This window comes from Leifsonia sp. GW821-FHT13C05 (assembly GCF_058806515.1).
Map to the genome: position 1 here is coordinate 119,614 of NZ_JBXAPT010000001.1, position 18,529 is coordinate 138,142.

Annotated in this window: 20 protein-coding genes; 17 read left to right on the forward strand and 3 right to left on the reverse strand. The window is 70.2% G+C overall.

What is annotated here, in order from left to right:
* Positions 1-129: 129 nt before the first annotated feature.
* Together miaA and dapF are read left to right on the forward strand one after the other, a co-directional pair.
* Complete coding sequence (gene miaA / locus AC1ROC_RS00545; RefSeq protein WP_247597437.1) at positions 130-1,032, forward strand: tRNA (adenosine(37)-N6)-dimethylallyltransferase MiaA; 903 nt, start codon at positions 130-132, stop codon at positions 1,030-1,032.
* 2 nt (positions 1,033-1,034) lie between these two features.
* Positions 1,035-1,916 (forward strand): diaminopimelate epimerase, encoded by an 882-nt coding sequence (gene dapF / locus AC1ROC_RS00550; protein WP_492997428.1) that lies wholly within the window; start codon positions 1,035-1,037, stop codon positions 1,914-1,916.
* A 37-nt stretch (positions 1,917-1,953) separates the two neighbouring features.
* Here dapF and AC1ROC_RS00555 read toward each other — a convergent pair whose 3' ends face one another.
* Positions 1,954-2,568 (reverse strand): class I SAM-dependent methyltransferase, encoded by a 615-nt coding sequence (locus AC1ROC_RS00555; protein WP_434948916.1) that lies wholly within the window; start codon positions 2,566-2,568, stop codon positions 1,954-1,956.
* Between the two features lie 57 nt (positions 2,569-2,625).
* Here AC1ROC_RS00555 and hflX point away from each other — a divergent pair, with 57 nt between their 5' ends.
* From hflX to AC1ROC_RS00575, 4 genes are all read left to right on the forward strand, one after another.
* Positions 2,626-4,161 carry a GTPase HflX gene (gene hflX, locus AC1ROC_RS00560; protein WP_492997431.1) on the forward strand — a complete coding sequence of 512 codons (1,536 nt, stop codon included), beginning with the start codon at positions 2,626-2,628 and terminating at the stop codon, positions 4,159-4,161.
* 292 nt (positions 4,162-4,453) lie between these two features.
* Entirely contained in the window at positions 4,454-5,449 is a 996-nt protein-coding gene (locus AC1ROC_RS00565) for a methylenetetrahydrofolate reductase (protein WP_492997433.1), read from the forward strand.
* A complete protein-coding gene (gene metE / locus AC1ROC_RS00570) occupies positions 5,446-7,803 on the forward strand; it encodes a 5-methyltetrahydropteroyltriglutamate--homocysteine S-methyltransferase (protein WP_492997435.1) in 2,358 nt (785 codons plus the stop codon). The genes AC1ROC_RS00565 and metE overlap by 4 nt, the downstream gene beginning before the upstream one ends.
* A gap of 93 nt (positions 7,804-7,896) precedes the next feature.
* Positions 7,897-8,247, forward strand: a complete 351-nt coding sequence (locus AC1ROC_RS00575; RefSeq protein WP_492997437.1) for a metallopeptidase family protein — start codon at positions 7,897-7,899, stop codon at positions 8,245-8,247.
* A 115-nt stretch (positions 8,248-8,362) separates the two neighbouring features.
* Here AC1ROC_RS00575 and lexA read toward each other — a convergent pair whose 3' ends face one another.
* The gene (gene lexA, locus AC1ROC_RS00580; RefSeq protein WP_434948910.1) at positions 8,363-9,082 is read right to left on the reverse strand and encodes a transcriptional repressor LexA; all 720 of its coding nucleotides are present in this window, start codon (positions 9,080-9,082) and stop codon (positions 8,363-8,365) included.
* Positions 9,083-9,317: 235 nt separating this feature from the next.
* Here lexA and AC1ROC_RS00585 point away from each other — a divergent pair, with 235 nt between their 5' ends.
* Genes AC1ROC_RS00585 through AC1ROC_RS00610 form a run of 6 tightly spaced genes read left to right on the forward strand, consistent with a single transcriptional unit; the run spans position 9,318 to position 13,736 of the window.
* Entirely contained in the window at positions 9,318-9,686 is a 369-nt protein-coding gene (locus AC1ROC_RS00585; RefSeq protein ID WP_085370388.1) for a LysM peptidoglycan-binding domain-containing protein, read from the forward strand.
* 59 nt (positions 9,687-9,745) lie between these two features.
* Positions 9,746-10,849 (forward strand): histidinol-phosphate transaminase, encoded by a 1,104-nt coding sequence (locus tag AC1ROC_RS00590; protein ID WP_492997440.1) that lies wholly within the window; start codon positions 9,746-9,748, stop codon positions 10,847-10,849.
* Positions 10,846-11,448, forward strand: coding sequence for an imidazoleglycerol-phosphate dehydratase HisB (gene hisB, locus AC1ROC_RS00595; protein ID WP_085370384.1), 603 nt, complete (start codon positions 10,846-10,848; stop codon positions 11,446-11,448). The genes AC1ROC_RS00590 and hisB overlap by 4 nt, the downstream gene beginning before the upstream one ends.
* Positions 11,445-12,077, forward strand: a complete 633-nt coding sequence (gene hisH / locus AC1ROC_RS00600; RefSeq protein WP_492997442.1) for an imidazole glycerol phosphate synthase subunit HisH — start codon at positions 11,445-11,447, stop codon at positions 12,075-12,077. Before hisB ends, hisH begins: the two co-directional genes overlap by 4 nt.
* A gap of 56 nt (positions 12,078-12,133) precedes the next feature.
* Positions 12,134-12,880: a bifunctional 1-(5-phosphoribosyl)-5-((5-phosphoribosylamino)methylideneamino)imidazole-4-carboxamide isomerase/phosphoribosylanthranilate isomerase PriA gene (gene priA / locus AC1ROC_RS00605; RefSeq protein ID WP_492997444.1), complete on the forward strand. Its 747-nt coding sequence runs from the start codon at positions 12,134-12,136 to the stop codon at positions 12,878-12,880.
* Positions 12,864-13,736, forward strand: a complete 873-nt coding sequence (locus AC1ROC_RS00610) for an SseB family protein (protein WP_492997446.1) — start codon at positions 12,864-12,866, stop codon at positions 13,734-13,736. The genes priA and AC1ROC_RS00610 overlap by 17 nt, the downstream gene beginning before the upstream one ends.
* A 30-nt stretch (positions 13,737-13,766) precedes the next feature.
* Here AC1ROC_RS00610 and AC1ROC_RS00615 read toward each other — a convergent pair whose 3' ends face one another.
* Positions 13,767-15,032 (reverse strand): MFS transporter, encoded by a 1,266-nt coding sequence (locus AC1ROC_RS00615; protein WP_492997448.1) that lies wholly within the window; start codon positions 15,030-15,032, stop codon positions 13,767-13,769.
* Between the two features lie 78 nt (positions 15,033-15,110).
* Here AC1ROC_RS00615 and AC1ROC_RS00620 point away from each other — a divergent pair, with 78 nt between their 5' ends.
* The 5 genes from AC1ROC_RS00620 (at position 15,111) to AC1ROC_RS00640 (ending at position 18,464) form a co-directional block, all read left to right on the forward strand.
* Positions 15,111-15,986, forward strand: a complete 876-nt coding sequence (locus AC1ROC_RS00620; protein WP_492997450.1) for a LysR family transcriptional regulator — start codon at positions 15,111-15,113, stop codon at positions 15,984-15,986.
* Positions 15,987-16,056: 70 nt separating this feature from the next.
* Positions 16,057-17,220, forward strand: coding sequence for a hypothetical protein (locus AC1ROC_RS00625; RefSeq protein WP_492997452.1), 1,164 nt, complete (start codon positions 16,057-16,059; stop codon positions 17,218-17,220).
* 38 nt (positions 17,221-17,258) lie between these two features.
* Positions 17,259-17,474, forward strand: a complete 216-nt coding sequence (locus tag AC1ROC_RS00630; protein ID WP_085368085.1) for an SCO4848 family membrane protein — start codon at positions 17,259-17,261, stop codon at positions 17,472-17,474.
* A 20-nt stretch (positions 17,475-17,494) separates the two neighbouring features.
* The gene (locus AC1ROC_RS00635) at positions 17,495-18,064 is read left to right on the forward strand and encodes an HhH-GPD-type base excision DNA repair protein (RefSeq protein ID WP_085368083.1); all 570 of its coding nucleotides are present in this window, start codon (positions 17,495-17,497) and stop codon (positions 18,062-18,064) included.
* A 64-nt stretch (positions 18,065-18,128) separates the two neighbouring features.
* Positions 18,129-18,464: a Cif family virulence factor gene (locus tag AC1ROC_RS00640; RefSeq protein WP_085368081.1), complete on the forward strand. Its 336-nt coding sequence runs from the start codon at positions 18,129-18,131 to the stop codon at positions 18,462-18,464.
* Positions 18,465-18,529 lie beyond the last annotated feature (65 nt).

The following is an 18,529-nucleotide window of genomic DNA, read 5'->3' on the forward strand; positions in this document are numbered from 1 at the left end:
CCCGCCGCGGAGCCGCCGGTGCCGTCCGCCGACGGCGTGGCGACGCCTTCGCTGACCGCGGCCGCCGTGTCCGCGCCCGCACCGAACACCGCACCGACGTCGAGCGCCTCACCTTCCGCAACCACTCCCATCGTCGCCATCGTGGGGCCGACCGGCACAGGCAAGACCGACCTCTCGCTCGCGCTGGCGGAGCGGCTGCTGGCCGACGGGCGCGGGGCGGAGATCGTCAACGCTGACGCCATGCAGCTCTACCGGGGCATGGACATCGGCACCGCGAAGATCGGGCAGGGGGAGTGGCGGGGCATCCCGCACCACCTGTTCGACGTGCTCGACGTCACCGACGAGGCCACCGTCGCCCGCTACCAGCCGGAAGCGCGCGCGACCATCACCGGCATCCTGGATCGCGGCAACGTGCCCATCCTCGTCGGCGGGTCCGGGCTGTACGTGTCGAGCGTCATCTACGACTTCCGGTTCCCCGGCACCGACCCCGAGTTGCGCGCGCAGCTCGAAGCCGAGCTCGTCGCCCACGGGCCCGGGATGCTGTACCGCCGCCTGCTCGACGCCGACCCCGCCGCTGCGGCGAACATCGGTCCGAGCAACGGGCGGAGGCTGGTGCGCGCTCTGGAGGTCGTCGCGCTCACCGGCGAGCCCGTCAGCGCCTCCCTGCCCGAAGAGCCCGTGCCGTGGCGGCCGTCGACGATCATCGGGCTCGCCGCCCCGCGCGACCAACTCACCGCGCGACTGGATGCGCGCGTCGAGCGGATGTGGGAGGCAGGGCTCCTCGACGAGGTGGAGGCCCTCATCCCGTTCGGGCTGGAACGCGGCGTCACCGCGAGTCGCGCCATCGGGTACGCCCAGGCGCTCGCGGAACTGCGCGGCGAACTCACCCGCGCCGAGGCCATCGCCCAGACGCAGCAGCTCACCCGGCGGTATGCGCGGCGGCAGGTCAGCTGGTTCAAGCGGTACCCGCGCATCCACTGGCTGGACTACGACGACGAGAATCTGACCGCCGCGGCGCTCGGTAGGCTGTGAGCATGGCGACAACCCTCCACTTCACCAAAGGTCAGGGCACGGGAAACGACTTCGTGCTGTTCTCCGACCCGGACGGCCAGGTGGACCTCACCCCCACGCAGATCGCCGAGATCTGCGACAGGCACTTCGGGATCGGCGCGGACGGGATCATCCGCGCCGTGCGGTCGAAGCACCTGCCGGAGGGCGCGGAAGCGCTGGCGGAGGACGACGGCGCCGAGTGGTTCATGGACTACTACAACGCCGACGGGTCGCCAGCGGAGATGTGTGGCAACGGCATCCGGGTGTACGTGCGCTACCTGATCGCCTCCGGGCTCGTCGAACTCGCCGACGGAGACACGCTTGCGATCGGCACCCGCTCCGGCGTGCGCGATGTGCAGCGCAACCTCACCGGGTTCCAGGTGGATCTCGGCCGCTGGGCGCTCGACGGCGGAGAGCCGCTGGTGCGGGCGAAAGAGCTTCCGGTGGCGCGGCCGGGGCTCGGGATCGACGTGGGCAACCCGCACGTCGTGGTCGCCGTGGCCGACGAATCCGAGCTGGAAGCCGCCGACCTCAGCTACATCCCGCACATCGAGCCGGAGCCCGTCGACGGCGCGAACGTGGAGTTCGTCGTGCCGCACGAGCCGCTCGTGGTCGACGGCGTCGGACGCATCCGGATGCGCGTGCACGAGCGCGGGAGCGGCGAGACGCTGTCCTGCGGCACCGGTGCGGCTGCTGCGGCGCTGGCCGTGCGCTACTGGGCCGGCCAGGGTGCGCCCAACCAGTGGCGCGTGGATGTTCCCGGCGGCACAGTGGGTGTGCGCATGTTCGCGACGGAGGACGGCGAGCACGTCGCCCTCTCCGGTCCGGCCGAACTCGTCTACACCGGCACGCTCGACCTCGCCTGACCCGCACTCAGAGCCGGAGGGGTCGCGGCGCGGCGCGTCAGTCGGCGGAACGGCGGGCGCGGAGGACGCGGTAGCCCTTGGAGGTGGCCGCGCGGGTGGTGGTCAGGTCGGGGAAGGTGGCCTGCATCCAGCGGTGCAGCGAGTCGGAGCCGAGGTTGCGCTGCACGACGAGCCACGCATCCGAGCCGGGCTCGAGACGCGGAAGCCAGCGCTCCAGCAGGTTGTGCAGCTCGTTCTTGCCCACCCGGATGGGTGGATTCGACCAGATCGTCGTAAAAAATACATCATCGGGAACATCATCCGGCGTGGATGTGTTTACATTGGTGAGTCCGAGCTTCTGCGCGTTCCTGCGCACCACGTCCAACGCTCGGGTATTGACATCGACGGCCCAGACGGTCGCGTGAGGGGATTCGAGAGCAAGTGTGAGAGCCACAGGCCCCCAGCCGCATCCGAGGTCTAACAGCTGACCGCCGGGCGGCGCGGAGGGGACATGGTCGAGGAGCACTCGCGTACCCGTGTCAACGCGCTCGGGGCTGAAGATTCCGTTCGCCGTCGTCAACTCGTAGGTCTGTCCAGCGAGACGGACCGTGATCGGGCGGAGCTTCAGTTCACTCTCGGGCGCCGGGGAAAAGTAGTGATCTCCGCTGGCCATAAGAGGACCGTACAGGACGCTAACAAACTAGGGTTAACCCAGATGCAGGATTTTCAGATGAATGAACATGTGAGCACGGATCAGGTCACGGACGACACGCGCGACGACGACGTCGTCGCCCGCGTCCTCGCCAGTGCGGAGAGCCGTGCAGGAATGACGCTGTTCGGCGGCGGCGCGCAGGCGCTGCAGACCGAGCACACCGACGATGCCGGGCACGACGGCGACCAGTTCGACCGCGAGGAGCGCGCAGCGCTGCGCCGCGTCGCCGGGCTGTCCACCGAGCTCGAAGACGTCACAGAGGTCGAATACCGGCAGCTGCGGCTCGAGAACGTCGTCCTCATCGGCGTGTACTCGCAGGGCACGTTGCAGGATGCGGAGAACTCGATCAGGGAGATGGCCGCCCTGGCGGAGACCGCGGGCGCCGTGGTGCTCGACGGTCTGCTGCAGCGGAGGCCGCATCCCGACCCCAGCACCTACCTCGGCAAGGGCAAGGCGCAGGAACTCGCCGGGATCGTCGCTGCGCTCGGCGCAGACACGGTCATCGCGGACACCGAGCTGGCCCCGAGCCAGCGGCGCGCGCTCGAAGACGTGGTGAAGGTGAAGGTGATCGACCGCACGGCCGTGATCCTCGACATCTTCAGCCAGCACGCCAAGAGCCGGGAGGGCAAGGCGCAGGTCGAGCTCGCACAGCTCGAATACCTGCTGCCGCGTCTGCGCGGCTGGGGTGAGTCGATGTCCCGCCAGGCCGGTGGCCAGGTGGGCGGCGCAGGCGCCGGTATGGGGTCGCGTGGTCCTGGTGAGACGAAGATCGAGCTGGACCGTCGCCGCATCCACACCAGGATGGCCAAGCTGCGCAAGCAGATCGCCGGGTTCAAGCCGGCGCGCGAGGCGAAGCGGGCGAACCGCAACCGCAACTCGGTGCCGTCGGTGGCCATCGCCGGATACACCAACGCGGGCAAGTCGAGCCTGCTCAACCGCATCACCAAGGCGGGCGTGCTCGTCGAGAACGCGCTGTTCGCGACACTGGATGCGACCGTGCGCAAGTCGGTGACCGCCGACGGCCGCCTGTACACGCTGGCCGACACCGTCGGCTTCGTGCGCAACCTGCCGCACCAGCTGGTCGAGGCGTTCCGCTCCACGCTGGAAGAGGTGGCGGAGTCCGACGTGATCGTCCACGTGGTGGACGGCTCGCATCCAGACCCCGCCAGTCAGCTGGCGACGGTGCGGGATGTGATCGGCGAGGTGGGAGCGCGCGAGCTGCCGGAGATCGTGGTCTTCAACAAGTCCGACCTGGTCTCGCCGGACGACAGGCTGGTGCTGGGCGGACTCGAGCCGGGCGCGATCTTCGCCTCGGCGCGCACGGGTGAGGGGATCGACGAGATCCTCGCCGCCATCGCGCGCCTGCTGCCCGATCGCTCCGTCGAGGTCGACCTGGTCGTCCCGTACGACCGCGGCGACCTCATCTCGGCGCTGCACGAGCGCGGGCGCGTCATCTCCACGGACTACGTGGAAGACGGCACCAGGGTCAAGGCCAAGGTGATGCCCGAATACCTGTCGGTGTTCGAGGCGTTCGCCGTGGAGCAGACCGCCTGACGTCGGGACGCATCACGAAGCCGGGACAGGGTCATCCTGTCCCGGCTTCTGTGTTTCCGGAGCCCTCGATCGTCACACGATGACACAGAACGGCGACACCGGGACCAAAGGGTTGTAGATTGCCATTCAACCGCAGCGGGCACCCGCTCGGTGGTGCGACAGCCGAGCCCGGCACCCGCCCGCGAACCACCTCACCGACCGGCTTCCGCCGGGCGGCGGGGTCCCACCTTGACCGAGGCGGGCGCGGCCCCGGGCGGGGTTCAGCGTCACACCACCGACACCAGAGGACGCCATGAGCTGTACGGACGCGCGGTTCTCCTTCGAGCTGTACCCGCCGCGGAATGCGCGCGCCGCCGAGGCGCTGCCCGCGACGATCCAGAAGCTCGCGGCCGCGCATCCGGACTTCATCTCCGTCACGTACGGCGCGAACGGGTCGTCCCGGTCGTCGTCGCTCGACGTGCTGCGCTACATCCTCGACCACACCGACGTGAGCCCGATGGCGCACCTCACCTGCGTCGGCTCGTCGCACGCGGAGGCGGCCCAGCTCATCCGGGAGTTCCTGGATGCGGGCATCCGGCGGTTCCTCGCGGTGCGCGGCGACCCGCCCGCCGACCTGGCGCCGGGGGAGACCGGCCTCGGCGACCTGCACAGCTCCGCTGAGCTGGTGCAGCTCATCCACCGGGTGCAGGCGGAGCGCGTGCCGTACGGCGAGCTGCCCGTGCCCGGCCTGCCGGCGAGCACCGTGCTGTCGCACCGCGAGCACGTGCAGATCGCGGTCGCGGCGTTCCCGAACGGCCACCCGACGTCGCACGGCGTCAGCCAGGACATCGACACCCTCCTCGCCAAGCAGGCGGCGGGCGCGAACCTCGGCATCACCCAGCTGTTCTTCCACCCGGAGGACTACCTCGGCTTCGCGCAGAAGGCCCGGGATGCCGGAGTGCTCTTCCCGATCCTGCCCGGCATCATGCCGGTCACCAGTCCGGCCAGGCTCACGCGGATGCTCGAGCTGAGCGGGGAGGACCTGCCGAGCGAGCTCGCGATCCAGCTGGAGGTCGAGCCGACGGAGGAGGGGCAGCGGGAGATCGGGATCGCCTGGGCGACCGACTTCGCGCAGAAGCTGCTCGACGGGGGCGCTCCGGGCATCCACCTGTACACGTTCAACCAGCACGAGGCGGTGCTGTCGGTGCTGGAGCGGGTGGGGCTGCTCGGGGCCGCCGCGCCTGTGCAGCAGACCACGACGACCACCACGACCACCGACGCCAGCACCACCGAAAGGGAACCAGCATGACCGACACCACTCCCCGCATCCCGTTCCCCACGGGGACGATCATCGGCTACCCGCGCATCGGGCGCCGCCGCGAGCTCAAGAAGGCCGTCGAGAGCTTCTGGGCGGGAACGATCACCGCCGACGAACTCGAAGCCACGGCCGCAGACCTCCGCGCCGCCACCAGGGACCGGCTCGCCGCGCTCGGCCTCGGCCTCGATGACGCATCCATTCCGGAGAGCTTCAGCTACTACGACCAGGTGCTCGACGCCGCGGTCACCGTCGGCGCCATCCCGTCCCGGTTCGCCGCGCTCGCGGACGCCGACGGGTCCGTCGACCTCGCCGGATACTTCACGATCGCCCGCGGAGAGGGCGAGAACGCGCCGCTGGAGATGACCAAGTGGTTCGACTCCAACTACCACTACCTCGTGCCGGAGATCGGGCCGGAGACCGAGTTCCGGCTCGCGTCCGACCGCATCGTGCGCGAGTTCGAGGAGGCGAAGGCCGCGGGCTTCGTCACGCGTCCGGCGATCGTCGGGCCGGTGACCTTCCTGCTGCTCAGCAAGGCGAGCGACGAGGCGCCTGAGGGCTTCCGTCCGCTGTCGCGCCTCGGCGACCTGCTGCCGGTCTACGCCGAGCTGCTGTCGCGCCTCGCCGCTGCCGGTGCACCGTGGGTGCAGCTCGACGAGCCCGCGCTCGTGAGCGAGTCCATCGACGAGCCGCGGGATGCGGTGCTCGCCGCCCTGGCGACTGCGTACGACACGCTCGGCGCGGTGCCGGGCCGTCCCGCCCTGTTCGTGGCAGCGCCGTACGGCAGCCTCGACGACGCGCTCCCGGTGCTCGCCACCTCCCCGGTCGAGGCGATCTCGCTCGACCTGGTGCGCGGGGCCGTTCCGCGCGGGCTCGACGCTGCGACCGCATCCGGGCTGTCGGCCAAGACCGTCGTCGGCGGGGTGGTCGACGGGCACAACATCTGGCGCGGAGACCTGGAAGCCGCGTTCGGCACCCTCACCGAGCTGCTGTCGCTGAGCCCGGACGTCGCCGTCTCGACCTCCACCTCGCTGCAGCACGTTCCGCACGACGTGGACGACGAGCCGGAGCTGTCCGACCAGCTGAAGAGCTGGCTCGCCTTCGCCGACCAGAAGGTCGCGCAGGTCGCCACGCTGGCGCGCGGGCTGGTGGACGGCCACGAGGCCATCCGGGAGGAGCTGAGCGCCGCCTCCGCCGCCCTGGCGGACCGAGCGTCGGCGCCGGGCGTGCGCGTGCCGGCCGTGCGCGAGCGCGAGGAGGCGCTGACGGAGGCCGACTTCGCCCGCGGAGAGTACGCCGACCGGCTGGCCGCCCAGGATGCCGCCCTCGGGTTGCCGTTCCTGCCGACGACCACCATCGGGTCGTTCCCGCAGACGGGCGACATCCGCCGCTCGCGTGCGCAGTTCGCCAAGGGACTCATCACCGAGGCCGAATACCTGGGCAGGATGCGCGACGAGATCAAGCGCGTCGTCGACCTGCAGGAGGAGATCGGCATCGACGTCATCGTGCACGGCGAGCCCGAGCGCAACGACATGGTGCAGTACTTCGCCGAGAACCTGGACGGGTTCGCGGTGACGCAGAACGGCTGGGTGCAGTCGTACGGCTCGCGCTGTACGCGCCCCTCCATCCTCTGGGGCGACGTGTCGCGGCCGAAGCCGATCACGGTGGAGTGGTCGACGTACACGCAGAGCCTCACGCCCAAGCCGGTCAAGGGCATGCTGACCGGGCCGGTGACGATCCTCGCCTGGTCGTTCGTGCGCGACGACCAGCCGCTCGGCGAGACGGCGCGGCAGGTGGCGCTGGCGCTCCGCGACGAGATCTCCGACCTGGAGGCCGCGGGCATCCGGGTGGTGCAGGTGGACGAGCCTGCCCTGCGCGAACTGCTGCCGCTGAAGAAGTCCGACCACGCCTCCTACCTGGACTGGTCGGTCGGATCGTTCCGGCTCGCGACCTCCGGCGTGCGCGACGAGACGCAGATCCACACGCACCTCTGCTACTCGGAGTTCGGCGTGGTCATCGACGCGATCCGCAACCTGGATGCGGACGTCACCAGCATCGAGGCGGCCCGGTCGCGCATGGAGGTCGTGCACGACATCCAGAGCTCCGGGTTCGAGCACGGCATCGGCCCGGGGGTGTACGACATCCACTCGCCGCGCGTGCCGTCGGTGGCCGAGGTGACCGAGCTGCTGGAGACGGCGCTCGGGGCGATCCCCGGGCGGCAGCTGTGGGTGAACCCGGACTGCGGGCTGAAGACGCGCGGCTACGACGAGACCGTTGCGTCGCTGCGCAACATCATCGAGGCGACGCGTGCCGTGCGCGCCTCCGCCTCGGCGCCGACTCCCGTGTAGCACGTTCGCTTCTGAGCCCGGGGTTTTCGCCGCAGTCTGTTCGTCTGCGGCGAAAAACCCGGGCTCTGTCGCGTGCGGGGCGAGGATGGGGGAATGGTGGAGATTGGCGCTGACGCGTTCGAGGCACTGGTGGGAGAGGTCTTCGATGCGCTTCCGGCCGACATGGTCGAGCCGCTGGAGAACGTCGCGATCCTGATCGAGGACCAGCCTCCCGGCGCGAGGCCGCGCCTTTACGGGCTGTACAGCGGGCATCCACTGACCAGGCGCGGCGTGTACGGTTTCGGCGAGTTGCCCGACCGGATCACCCTGTACCGCAACAATCTCGCCGCGAGCGTGTCGACCATGGATGCGCTGCGCGCCCGGGTGCGGATCACCCTCGTCCACGAGATCGGCCACTACTTCGGCCTCGACGACGCCCGCCTCCAGGAACTCGGCTGGGCCTGACCGCGCGCCCCGCTCGTCCCGCCTCGCCTCGCAAAAACAATCGAGTCCGAAGTTATTCACGCGCCACGCCGGTGGCGAGGGTGAACAACTTCGGACTCGATTGTTTGGGGGTGGGTCAGACGGCGCGGAGGACGGCGACGACTTTGCCGAGGACTTCGGCGTAGTCGCCCAGGATGGGTTCGAAGTTGGAGTTGCGGGGGAGCAGCCAGGTGTGGCCGTCGCGCTGGCGGAAGACCTTGACCGTTGCCTCGTCGTCGAGCATGGCCGCGACGATGTCGCCGTTCTCCGCCGTCTTCTGGGTGCGGACGACCACCCAGTCGCCGTCGCAGATGGCCGCGTCGATCATCGACTCCCCGACGACCTTCAGCATGAAGAGCTCGCCGTTGCCGACCAGCTGGCGGGGGAGAGGGAAGACCTCTTCCACCTGCTGCTCGGCGGTGATCGGGACACCGGCGGCGATGCGGCCGACCAGAGGCACCATCGCGGCGTCGCCCACGGGCGTCTGGTTCTCGTAGTCGACGGACTCGGACGAGTTGGAGGGCAGGTCGATCAGGATCTCGAGCGCGCGCGGCCGGTTGGGGTCGCGGCGCAGGTATCCGCTCAATTCGAGCTGGTTGAGCTGGTGCGTGACGCTCGACAGGGAGGAGAGGCCGACGGCGTCTCCGATCTCGCGCATGCTCGGCGGATAGCCGCGCTGGCTCACCGAGCGCTGGATGACGTCGAGGATGGCCAGCTGCTTGTCGCTCAGGTTCTTACGTCTGCGCGTGCCTCCGCGCTCGCGTGCTCCCTGGTTGTCGTTCGCCACGGTCGTCCCTTTCGTGACCCGTCTGCGCATCCGGCCGGCCCGAATGTCGGTGGTGCCTGGTTGAGTGAAGTCCAGACAATCGAAACTGTATCCACGATGCAGGGCTAAAACAAACATGTGTTCGAGCGTGTCTCGAAATCGCCCGGATGTTTTCGCCACTGAATCACAGTTGTGGTTTCGAACATTCGAAGATATATTCGGAACACAGCTTCGCATCCGGCCTGCCGGCCAAGCACCGGGTGCGGAATCTTAGGAGGTCAACAGCATGAGCACAGCAACGGTCACGATGTCGTCGTCGCAGTTCCAGACGCCCGCCGGCGCTCGCACGCGCCTGCGTCTCACGCGCCGTGGGCGCGCGGTCCTCACCACGCTCGCCTCCGTCCCGCTCATCGTCGGGGCCCTGGTCTTCGCCCTCAACGGCGGGGGAGCCCTCGCCTCCGGCGACCAGGCCCACGTGCGCTTCCAGTACGTCACGGTCGAGTCGGGCCAGTCCCTGTGGAGCATCGCCGAGAAGGTCGCGCCGAGTGCCGACCCCCGCGACGTGATCGCCAGCATCGTCTCCCTGAACCAGCTCGACACCGCGGTGGTTTCGCCCGGGCAGCAGCTCGCGATCCCGTCCCAGTACGCGAAGTAGGGGCAGCGGCGCTGTGCAGCCCGGCGTCACACGGCTCGCGGCGTGACTAGCATTGATGGGTGACCTCTCTTTCCGATCTGCCGATTCGTGATGACCTGCGGGGGAAGACCCCGTACGGAGCGCCCCAGAAGGTCGTTCCCGTGGCGTTGAACGTGAACGAGAACACGCATCCGGTGCCGGCAGACGTCGCCGCCGACATCGTCGCCCGCATCTCCGCCGCGATCGGGAGCGTCAACCGCTACCCCGACCGGGAGTTCACCGAGCTGCGCGAGAGCTTCGCGCGGTACCTCGGGCACGGGCTCACCGCCGAGAACATCTGGGCGGCGAACGGGTCCAACGAGGTGCTGCAGCACATCCTGCAGGCGTTCGGTGGACCGGGCCGCACCCTGCTCGGGTTCTCCCCGACGTACTCCATGTACCCGCTCCTCGCATCCGGAACAGGCACCGGCTGGATCGCCGCCGCCCGCGACGACGAGTTCGAGCTCTCCGCCGAAACCGCGGCCGAGCAGATCCGGCGGGAAGACCCGGACATCGTGATCCTGTGCTCGCCGAACAATCCGACCGGCACGCCGCTGTCTCTCGCGACGATCGAGGCCGCATACGACGCCGCGCGCGGCATCGTGATCGTGGACGAGGCGTACGCCGAGTTCATGCCCGACGGCGAACAGACGGCGCTGAGCCTGCTGCCGGGGCGTCCGCGGCTGCTGATCTCGCGCACCATGAGCAAGGCGTTCGCGTTCGCCGGTGCGCGCGTCGGGTACCTCGCCGCCGATCCTGCCGTGGTGGATGCACTCCGCCTCGTTCGCCTGCCGTACCACCTCTCCGCGCTGACCCAGGCCGCCGCCGTCGCGGCGCTCGCCCACTCCGCCGAGATGCTGGCGATGGTCGGCGAGATCCGCACCCAGCGCGACCGGCTCGTCACCGAGCTCGCCCGGCTCGGCTACCAGCCGCACCGCAGCGGCAGCAACTTCGTGCTGTTCGGCGGCGTCGCCGACCCGCACGCGACGTTCGAAGCGCTGCTCGAACGCGGGGTGCTCATCCGGGATGTCGGCATCCCGAACCACCTGCGCGTTACAGCAGGCACCGAGGAGGAGACCACCGCTTTCCTCGACGCTCTCGCGGCGCTCCGGCGTCCGGGCGCCCCGGTAAACTCGCTGTCATGACGAATCGCATCGCCACCCTGCAGCGGGAGACCAGCGAGTCCAGCATCGAGCTGAGCATCGACCTCGACGGCACGGGCGCTACGGACATCGAGACGTCCGTGCCGTTCTACGACCACCTGCTGACGGCGTTCGCGAAGCACTCGCTCACCGACCTCCGGGTCCGCGCGAGCGGTGACACCGACATCGACGTGCACCACACCGTCGAAGACATCGGCATCGTCCTCGGTCAGGCCATCAAGCAGGCGCTCGGCGACAAGCGCGGCATCTCCCGGTACGGCGACGCCCTCGTCCCGCTCGATGAGGCGCTGGTGCAGGCGGTCGTCGACATCTCCGGACGGCCGTACCTCGTGCACACCGGCGAGCCCGCCGGGTTCGAGTTCCACCTCATCGGCGGTCACTTCACCGGGTCGATGGTGCGCCACGTCTTCGAGGCCATCTCGTTCAACGCCGCCATCACCACGCACATCACCGTCGTCGGAGGCCGCGACCCGCACCACATCGCGGAGGCCGAGTTCAAGGCGTTCGCCCGCGCGTTCCGCCAGGCCAAGGCGCTCGACCCGCTGATCACCGGCATCCCCTCCACCAAGGGGGCGCTGTGACGAAACCCGATGTCGTCGTCTTCGACTACGGGACGGGCAACGTCCACTCGGCCGTCAAGGCGCTCGAAGAGGCCGGTGCGAACGTCGAGCTGACGGGCAATCGCAAGCGCGCCCAGGAGGCGGACGGGCTGCTCGTCCCCGGTGTCGGTGCGTTCGCCGCCGTCATCGACGCGCTACGCGCATCCCACGGCGACGAGGTCGTCGACAAGCGCCTCGCCGGCGGACGGCCGGTCCTCGGCATCTGCGTCGGCATGCAGGTGCTGTTCGAGCACGGCGTCGAGCACGGTCTCGAAACCGAGGGGCTCGGCGAATGGCCTGGCACCGTCGACCTGCTGAAGGCCGACGTGGTGCCGCACATGGGCTGGAACACGGTCGACGCTCCGGAGAACTCCGCGCTGTTCGACGGGCTGCACGACGAACGGTTCTACTTTGTCCACTCATACGCCGCGCAGGACTGGACCCTGGATGTGGTCCCGCCGTTCCCGAAGCCGCGTGTCACCTGGGCCACCCACGGCCAGCCGTTCATCGCGGCCGTCGAGAACGGGCCGCTGAGTGCGACCCAGTTCCACCCGGAGAAGTCCGGACGCGCGGGCATTCAGCTACTGCGCAACTGGATCGGCACCCTCTAAGCCGACAGGCAACACCCCGAGCCCGCGCGGACGCGCGGACCCAACCGAGGAAGATCATGAGCGAATTCAACAACACCCCCCGGCTCGTCCTGCTGCCGGCGGTCGACGTGGCCGACGGCAAAGCGGTGCGCCTGACCCAGGGCGAGGCAGGCTCGGAGACGAGCTACGGCGACCCGGTCGACGCGGCAGCCGAGTGGGCGGACGAGGGCGCGGAGTGGATCCACCTGGTCGACCTGGATGCGGCGTTCGGCCGGGGCGACAACCACGCCATCCTGAAGAAGGTCATCAAGCAGGTCCGCGGCGTGAACGTGGAACTCTCCGGCGGCATCCGCGACGACGCCTCCCTGGAGTCGGCGCTCGAGATCGGCGCGAAGCGCATCAACCTCGGCACGGCGGCGCTCGAGAACCCCGAGTGGGCGGCGAACGTGATCGGGCAGTACGGCGAGGCCATCGCGGTCGGCCTCGACGTGCGCGGCACCACCCTCGCGGCCCGTGGCTGGACCCGCGACGGCGGCGACCTGTGGCAGGTCCTCGACCGCCTAGAAGACGCGGGATGCGCCCGCTACGTCGTCACCGACGTCACCAAGGACGGCACCCTCCGCGGCCCCAACCTCGACCTGCTGCGCGAGGTGATGGACCGCACGGCACGCCCGGTGGTGGCGTCCGGCGGCATCTCCAACCTCGACGACATCGCTGCCCTGCGCGAACTGGTTCCGCGCGGCCTCGAAGGCGCGATCGTCGGCAAGGCCCTCTACGCCGGCGCGTTCACGCTGCCCGAGGCGCTGGATGTCGCAGGGAACTGAGCCGGGCGACGGGTCGGGCGACGACCACGCATCCACGGGCCCGAGCGCGAAGGGCGCCGCGCGGCTGAGCGGGTTCGCGGCGCAGCTGGCGGCCGACGCCGGTCGTCTGGCGGACTCGGCGGGCCAGCCGTGGGAGGGCCGGGAGTTCGACGACAACGCGTTCGGCGACGACGACGGCAGCGCCCCTCCCGCACTGCTCGGCGCCCTGGCGGCGTTCCGCGCCGGCGAAGTGGGTGCGGAGGCCGTCGTGGATGCCGTGCGCGCGTCGCGGTTGCTGATCCCGCTGATGGCGCGGCTCGGCGAGAGCGACACCACCGACGACGGGCTGCTGATCGACAAGACCCAGGAACTCGCCATCGTGACCGTCGCCGGTCCGGACGGACGCACCGTGCTGCCCGTGTTCTCCTCGGTGACCGCGATGCAGACCTGGAACAGGGATGCGCGTCCCGTGCCGGCCGACGGGATGCGCGTCGCGCTCGCCGCCGCCGCGGAGGACACCGAGCTGGTCGTGCTCGACCCGACCTCGGAGACCGAGTTCGTGTTGCGGCGCTCAGCGCTGTGGGCGATCGCGCAGAGCCGCCCCTGGCTGCCGAGCGACCGCGACCCGGAGGTGTTCACGGCGTTCACCGCATCCATCGGGTCGGAGCTCGGCGTGCACGACATCGAGCTGATCGCCGGCGACCCCGGCGCCCGGCTGGCTGGGGAAGAACTGGTCGTGCGCCTCACGCTCTCCGCCGGGCTGACCAGGGAGGAACTGGATGCGGTCCTCGGCCGACTCGCTCAGCGCTGGGCCGCCGACGACGTGATCGCGACCCGCGTGGACTCGCTGCGCGTGCAGCTGCGCGCCGCCGACTGACGCGAGCCGCCCCCACCCACCCCGCCCCGCTCAGCGGCGCAGCATCCGCAGGCCGCCGGCGAGCGACAGCACACCCACCACGATCACGAACACCACCAGCACCGGCACCACCGGCCACACGATCAGCGCCACCCCCACCAGCAGCACGGGCACCGCGAGGCCGACGTACGCGATGAGGAAGATTGCCGCGAGCACCTCGCCGCGGTGATCCGGGGACGACAGCGACGCCGCGACCGCGATGGAGGAGCGGAACAGCAGGCCGACGCCCGCGCCCGCGACCACGCCGCTCGCCACGAACAGCCAGAGCCCGGCGACCAGCACACCCACCGCGAGACCGGCGAGGCCGAGCACCACCAGCGGGATGGCCAGCACCAGCTGGGCGCGGGACGACAGCCGGGCGAACACGATCTGCGACACCGCGGACGCGGCGAACACCGAGAACGGGACGGCGCCGGCGACGAGGCGCGAGGTCTCGTGCAGCACGCCGGAAAGCACGGTCGGCGCGAGCGAAGTGAAGAGCCCGAACACCGCGAAGCCCGCGAACGCCGCGACGGCTGCGGCGGAGAAGGTGCTCCGCGCATCCCGTGGCAGTGAGATCCGCTGGGGCCGGTATGCGGGGCGCTCCTCAGCACGCTCGACCGTCTCCGGCACCAGGGCGACCGCCACCGCGGCGACGGCGAGGATCGCCAGGAACACCGCGTACGGGAGCACCAGCGGGGCGGGGAGGAACTGCGCGAACGCTCCGGCGATCAGCGGGCCGATGGCGAGTCCGCCGGTGTTCACGACGGTGGAGACGGTTCCGGCGAGGCGGGGACCTTCCTCCGGGCGGGCGGTGGAGCGCAGTTCGCTGAGGTGTGCGGTCGCGCTGGCCGTCAGCGCCCCGACGCCGACGCCGGAGATGACGCGCGCCACCAGCAGGCCGGGGATGTCGTTCCAGAACAGGAACAGCACGGCGGCGACGATCTCGAGGGCGATGGCGACGAGGATCATCCTGCGGCGTCCCGCCCAGTCGCTGATGTGGCCGATCAGGAACAGGCTCGCGAGCACGCCGATCGCGTACGCAGCGAACACCACCGTGACCACCCAGGTCGGGAACCCGTCGCGCTGCTGATAGAGCGCGTACAGCGGGGTCGGCAGGGTGGAGAACGCCATCACCGCGAGGAACGCCGCCGCGATCACCCAGAATCCTGCACCGTGACGAAGCCGCCACGGCCCACGGGATGCGCCGGAGGCGCCGGTCGAGCCGGATGCGCGGGAGCTGCTTGATGCGCTGGTGGGGGAGGTCATGAGTGCCATACCGCTATCGTGCTCCCACCTGGCAATCGAGTCCAACGGATATCCCCGATTCTGGTGATCGACCACTACGATTACCCCGTGGACACCCGCCAGCTCGAATACTTCGTCGCCGTCGCCGACGAACTCAACTTCACCCGCGCCGCCGACCGGGTCTTCGCCGCCCAGTCCACCGTCTCCGCCGGCGTCCGCTCGCTGGAACGCGAGCTCGGCGGCGACCTGTTCGAGCGCGACAGGCACCGGGTGCGGTTGACGCCGCTCGGCCGCCAGGTGCTGGATGCGGCCCGCACCACCCTCGAGGCCACCGAGCGGATGCGCCTGCTCGCCGACAGCACGGGCGGCCTGCGCGGCGAGGTGAGGGTCGGGATCTTCACCAACCTCACCACCATCGACCTGCCGGGCATCATGGGCGAGTTCCACGAACGCCATCCCCTGGTCGATCTGCGGCTCGGTCCATCACCCAGCGGGTCCACCGGACTGGCCCGGGATGTGCGGCTCGGCAGGATCGACGTGGCCTTCCTCGGGCTGCCCGGCCGGGTGCCCGACCTGCTCTACCGGGATCTCGCGGTGTCGCCGTTCGTCGCCGTGCTGCCGGAGGAGCATCCACTAGCCGGCGCGCAGAGCGTGTCGCTGGCCGAGCTCGCCGACGAACGGTGGGTGGATGCGCGGGAGGGGTTCGGCAACAGGGCGACGCTCGACCGCGCCCTCGGCGAGCGCGGGATCGCGAGGCGGGTGTCGACCGAGCTGTCCGACCTGGGGGAGATCCCGCGGTTCGTCGCCGCGCGCCTCGGCGTGGCCGTGATGCCGGAGCTGACCGTGCTGCGGGCGGACGGGACGGTGGTGGTCCCACTCGCCGAGCGCATCGACTGGGTGCTCAGCGCGGTGGCGCGCACGCGTCCGAGCGCGGCGGCCGTGGCGTTGCTCGACCTGCTGAGCGAGCGGTTCGGGGCGCACTGACCCTATCCACCGCACCGCGCGTTGGCGTACTCTTTCCCCGTCTCACGCCGCATCCGGATCGGAGCAGATCATGGGCTGGACAGCACGCAACCTGACGGACACGTTCCACCTCCCGCCCGGCATCTTCGCCCCGTCGGCGTACGACTTCCCGGACGACCGGACGCGGCACGTCATCTACCTTGGCGGCACCGGCGTCTCGGACAGCACCGGCGTGCTGCACGAGCTGTACTGCGGGACGGACGACGTCTGGCACGAGAAGGACCTGATGGCGGAGAGCGGAGGACCGCACGCGTCATCGGCCCCGCGTGCCTACCTGTTCGTGCTGGAAGGGACGCAGCACGTCCTCTATCTGGGCACGGCGGGCGACGGGCGCCTGCGCGAGCTGTACCAGGACGACGGCTGGCACGCGAACGACCTCACTGCCGACTCCGGTTCGCAGCCGGCGCGGAAGGTCGCGCAGGGCTTCGAGTACGCGTCGGGGCGCGCGCAGGTGGTCGTCTTCCAGGGCATCGACAGACACGTGCACGTACTCACCAGGAAGTCGCGCGACGACGGCGACCCGAGCTGGGTGCACAAAGACCTCACCTCGGATCATGGCGGCCCGGTCTGCGCGCGGGCTCCTGGCGGGTACTCGTTCTCCCCGGGCGGGACCATGCACGTCGACTACCTCGGCGACGACGGCCGCCTCTACGAGTACACGGGAACCGCCAACCTCACCTGGGGCGAGCCGGTCGACATCGGCGCGGGCCTCGCCGGTCCGGGCGGGTTCGCGGACGACGCGTACCGCGGCTACGTATTCGCGGCGGACGGCACGCGCCACGTGGACGTCGTCGACACGGCGGGCGACGTGTGGGAGTACCGCTACGACGGGAGCTGGTCGGTCGAGAACCTCACCGGGCCGCTGGGCGCCAGCCCGGTGCTGGCGGGCACGAGCGTGTCCGCGTACGCGTTCGAGGCGACGGATGCGGTCCCCGTCCCCACGCAGCACGTCGTCTACGCCGGAGCGGACCACCTCATCCACGAGCTGTGGCGGGATCCGACCGGCTGGCACGAGAACCCGCTGACCGGCGCGGGCCAGCCGCCGGCCGCATCCACCCCGTCGGCGTTCGTCGACCACGCCAGCTCGACGCAGCACGTGTTCTACACCTCGCAGGCCAACGAGGTGGTCGAACTGCGCTGGACGGACCGGCCGACCCTGTCGGAGACGGCACGCCCGCGGCACCGGCTCGACTGAGCGCACGCGCATCCACCGTCTCCTAGGCTGGAGACACCATGACCGTCTTCGCTGCCATCGTCCTGTTCGTCAACGCCGCCTTCAACGTGTTCGCGTGGCCCCGGTTCTTCGCCAGGGTCGCCAAAGACACCAGGGCACGGGATGCGGCGGGCACGCCGACGCCGTTCCTGATCGTCCACGGGGTGCTGATGGGCGTCGCGCTGCTGATCGCGCTGGTGTCGCTGGTGGCCGGGGTGCTGTTGCTGGTCGCCTGACCGGATGGCACCATGAACTCATGGCTGTGAACATCACCGGCGACCCCGAGGCTGACGCCGTCCTCGACCAGTCCGACTTCGCGCTCATCCTGGGGATGCTGCTCGACCAGCAGATCCCGATGGAGACGGCGTTCTCCGGTCCGGCGAAGCTGCAGGACAGGCTCGGCTCTCTCGACCCGGCAACGGTCGCGTCCGTCGAGCCGGAGAAGCTCGCAGAGGTGATGAAGCAGACGCCGGCGGTGCACCGGTTCCCCGGCTCGATGGCGGGGCGCGTGCAGGCGCTCGCCGCGGCGATCGTCGACGACTGGGGAGATGACACCTCCGCGATCTGGACGAAGGGCGACCCGGACGGCCCCGAGATCCTGCGCAGGCTGAAGGCGCTGCCCGGCTTCGGGGAGCAGAAGGCGAAGATCTTCCTCGCGCTCCTCGGCAAGCAGCGCGGGCTGACGGCGCCCGGCTGGCGCGAGGCGGCGGGGGACTACGGAACGGAAGGCTCGTTTCGTTCGGTGGCGGACATCGTGAGCCCGGAGTCTCTGACGAAGGTGCGCGAGTTCAAGCGCGCGGCGAAGGCGGCGGCGAAGAAGGGCTGAGGCTGACCGGGGCTGTCGCGTCGGGCACTGGCGCGCAGCCCGGGATGCGGTCCACACTGGGGCGATGACCGACGAGAGCCGCGAAGGCATCCCACCCGTCGTCGCCGAGGCGATCGACGCGGCGAACGCGCACGACACCGAACGCTTCATCGACACGTTCGCCCCGACCGGCAGCGTGGACGACTGGGGCCGCGTCTTCACCGGCCGCGAGGCGATCCGCGGGTGGAGCGACGGCGAGTTCATCGGCTCGGCCGTGACGCTCGACGACCTCCAGTTCAGCGCGGTGCCGGATGGGGTCGCGGTGACGGCGCTGGTGGGCGGAGACGGGTTCAACGGACCGTCGACGTTCACCTTCCTGGTCGGCTCCGCGGGCATCGAGCGGATGACGATCACGGCCTGAGCAGGCCGCCGGACAGTGTCGGTGGTTCCGGATAGGCTCGCAGACAGCGGCGGCCGCAGGGGCCG

Coding starts and splice junctions, on each gene's coding strand:
- dapF (WP_492997428.1), top strand. CDS start 1,035: ATGGCGACAACCCTCCACTTCACCAAAGGTCAGGGCACGGGAAACGAC.
- AC1ROC_RS00555 (WP_434948916.1), bottom strand. CDS start 2,568: ATGGCCAGCGGAGATCACTACTTTTCCCCGGCGCCCGAGAGTGAACTG.
- hflX (WP_492997431.1), top strand. CDS start 2,626: ATGAATGAACATGTGAGCACGGATCAGGTCACGGACGACACGCGCGAC.
- AC1ROC_RS00565 (WP_492997433.1), top strand. CDS start 4,454: ATGAGCTGTACGGACGCGCGGTTCTCCTTCGAGCTGTACCCGCCGCGG.
- metE (WP_492997435.1), top strand. CDS start 5,446: ATGACCGACACCACTCCCCGCATCCCGTTCCCCACGGGGACGATCATC.
- AC1ROC_RS00575 (WP_492997437.1), top strand. CDS start 7,897: ATGGTGGAGATTGGCGCTGACGCGTTCGAGGCACTGGTGGGAGAGGTC.
- lexA (WP_434948910.1), bottom strand. CDS start 9,082: ATGCGCAGACGGGTCACGAAAGGGACGACCGTGGCGAACGACAACCAG.
- AC1ROC_RS00585 (WP_085370388.1), top strand. CDS start 9,318: ATGAGCACAGCAACGGTCACGATGTCGTCGTCGCAGTTCCAGACGCCC.
- hisB (WP_085370384.1), top strand. CDS start 10,846: ATGACGAATCGCATCGCCACCCTGCAGCGGGAGACCAGCGAGTCCAGC.
- priA (WP_492997444.1), top strand. CDS start 12,134: ATGAGCGAATTCAACAACACCCCCCGGCTCGTCCTGCTGCCGGCGGTC.
- AC1ROC_RS00610 (WP_492997446.1), top strand. CDS start 12,864: ATGTCGCAGGGAACTGAGCCGGGCGACGGGTCGGGCGACGACCACGCA.
- AC1ROC_RS00615 (WP_492997448.1), bottom strand. CDS start 15,032: ATGGCACTCATGACCTCCCCCACCAGCGCATCAAGCAGCTCCCGCGCA.
- AC1ROC_RS00625 (WP_492997452.1), top strand. CDS start 16,057: ATGGGCTGGACAGCACGCAACCTGACGGACACGTTCCACCTCCCGCCC.
- AC1ROC_RS00630 (WP_085368085.1), top strand. CDS start 17,259: ATGACCGTCTTCGCTGCCATCGTCCTGTTCGTCAACGCCGCCTTCAAC.
- AC1ROC_RS00635 (WP_085368083.1), top strand. CDS start 17,495: ATGGCTGTGAACATCACCGGCGACCCCGAGGCTGACGCCGTCCTCGAC.
- AC1ROC_RS00640 (WP_085368081.1), top strand. CDS start 18,129: ATGACCGACGAGAGCCGCGAAGGCATCCCACCCGTCGTCGCCGAGGCG.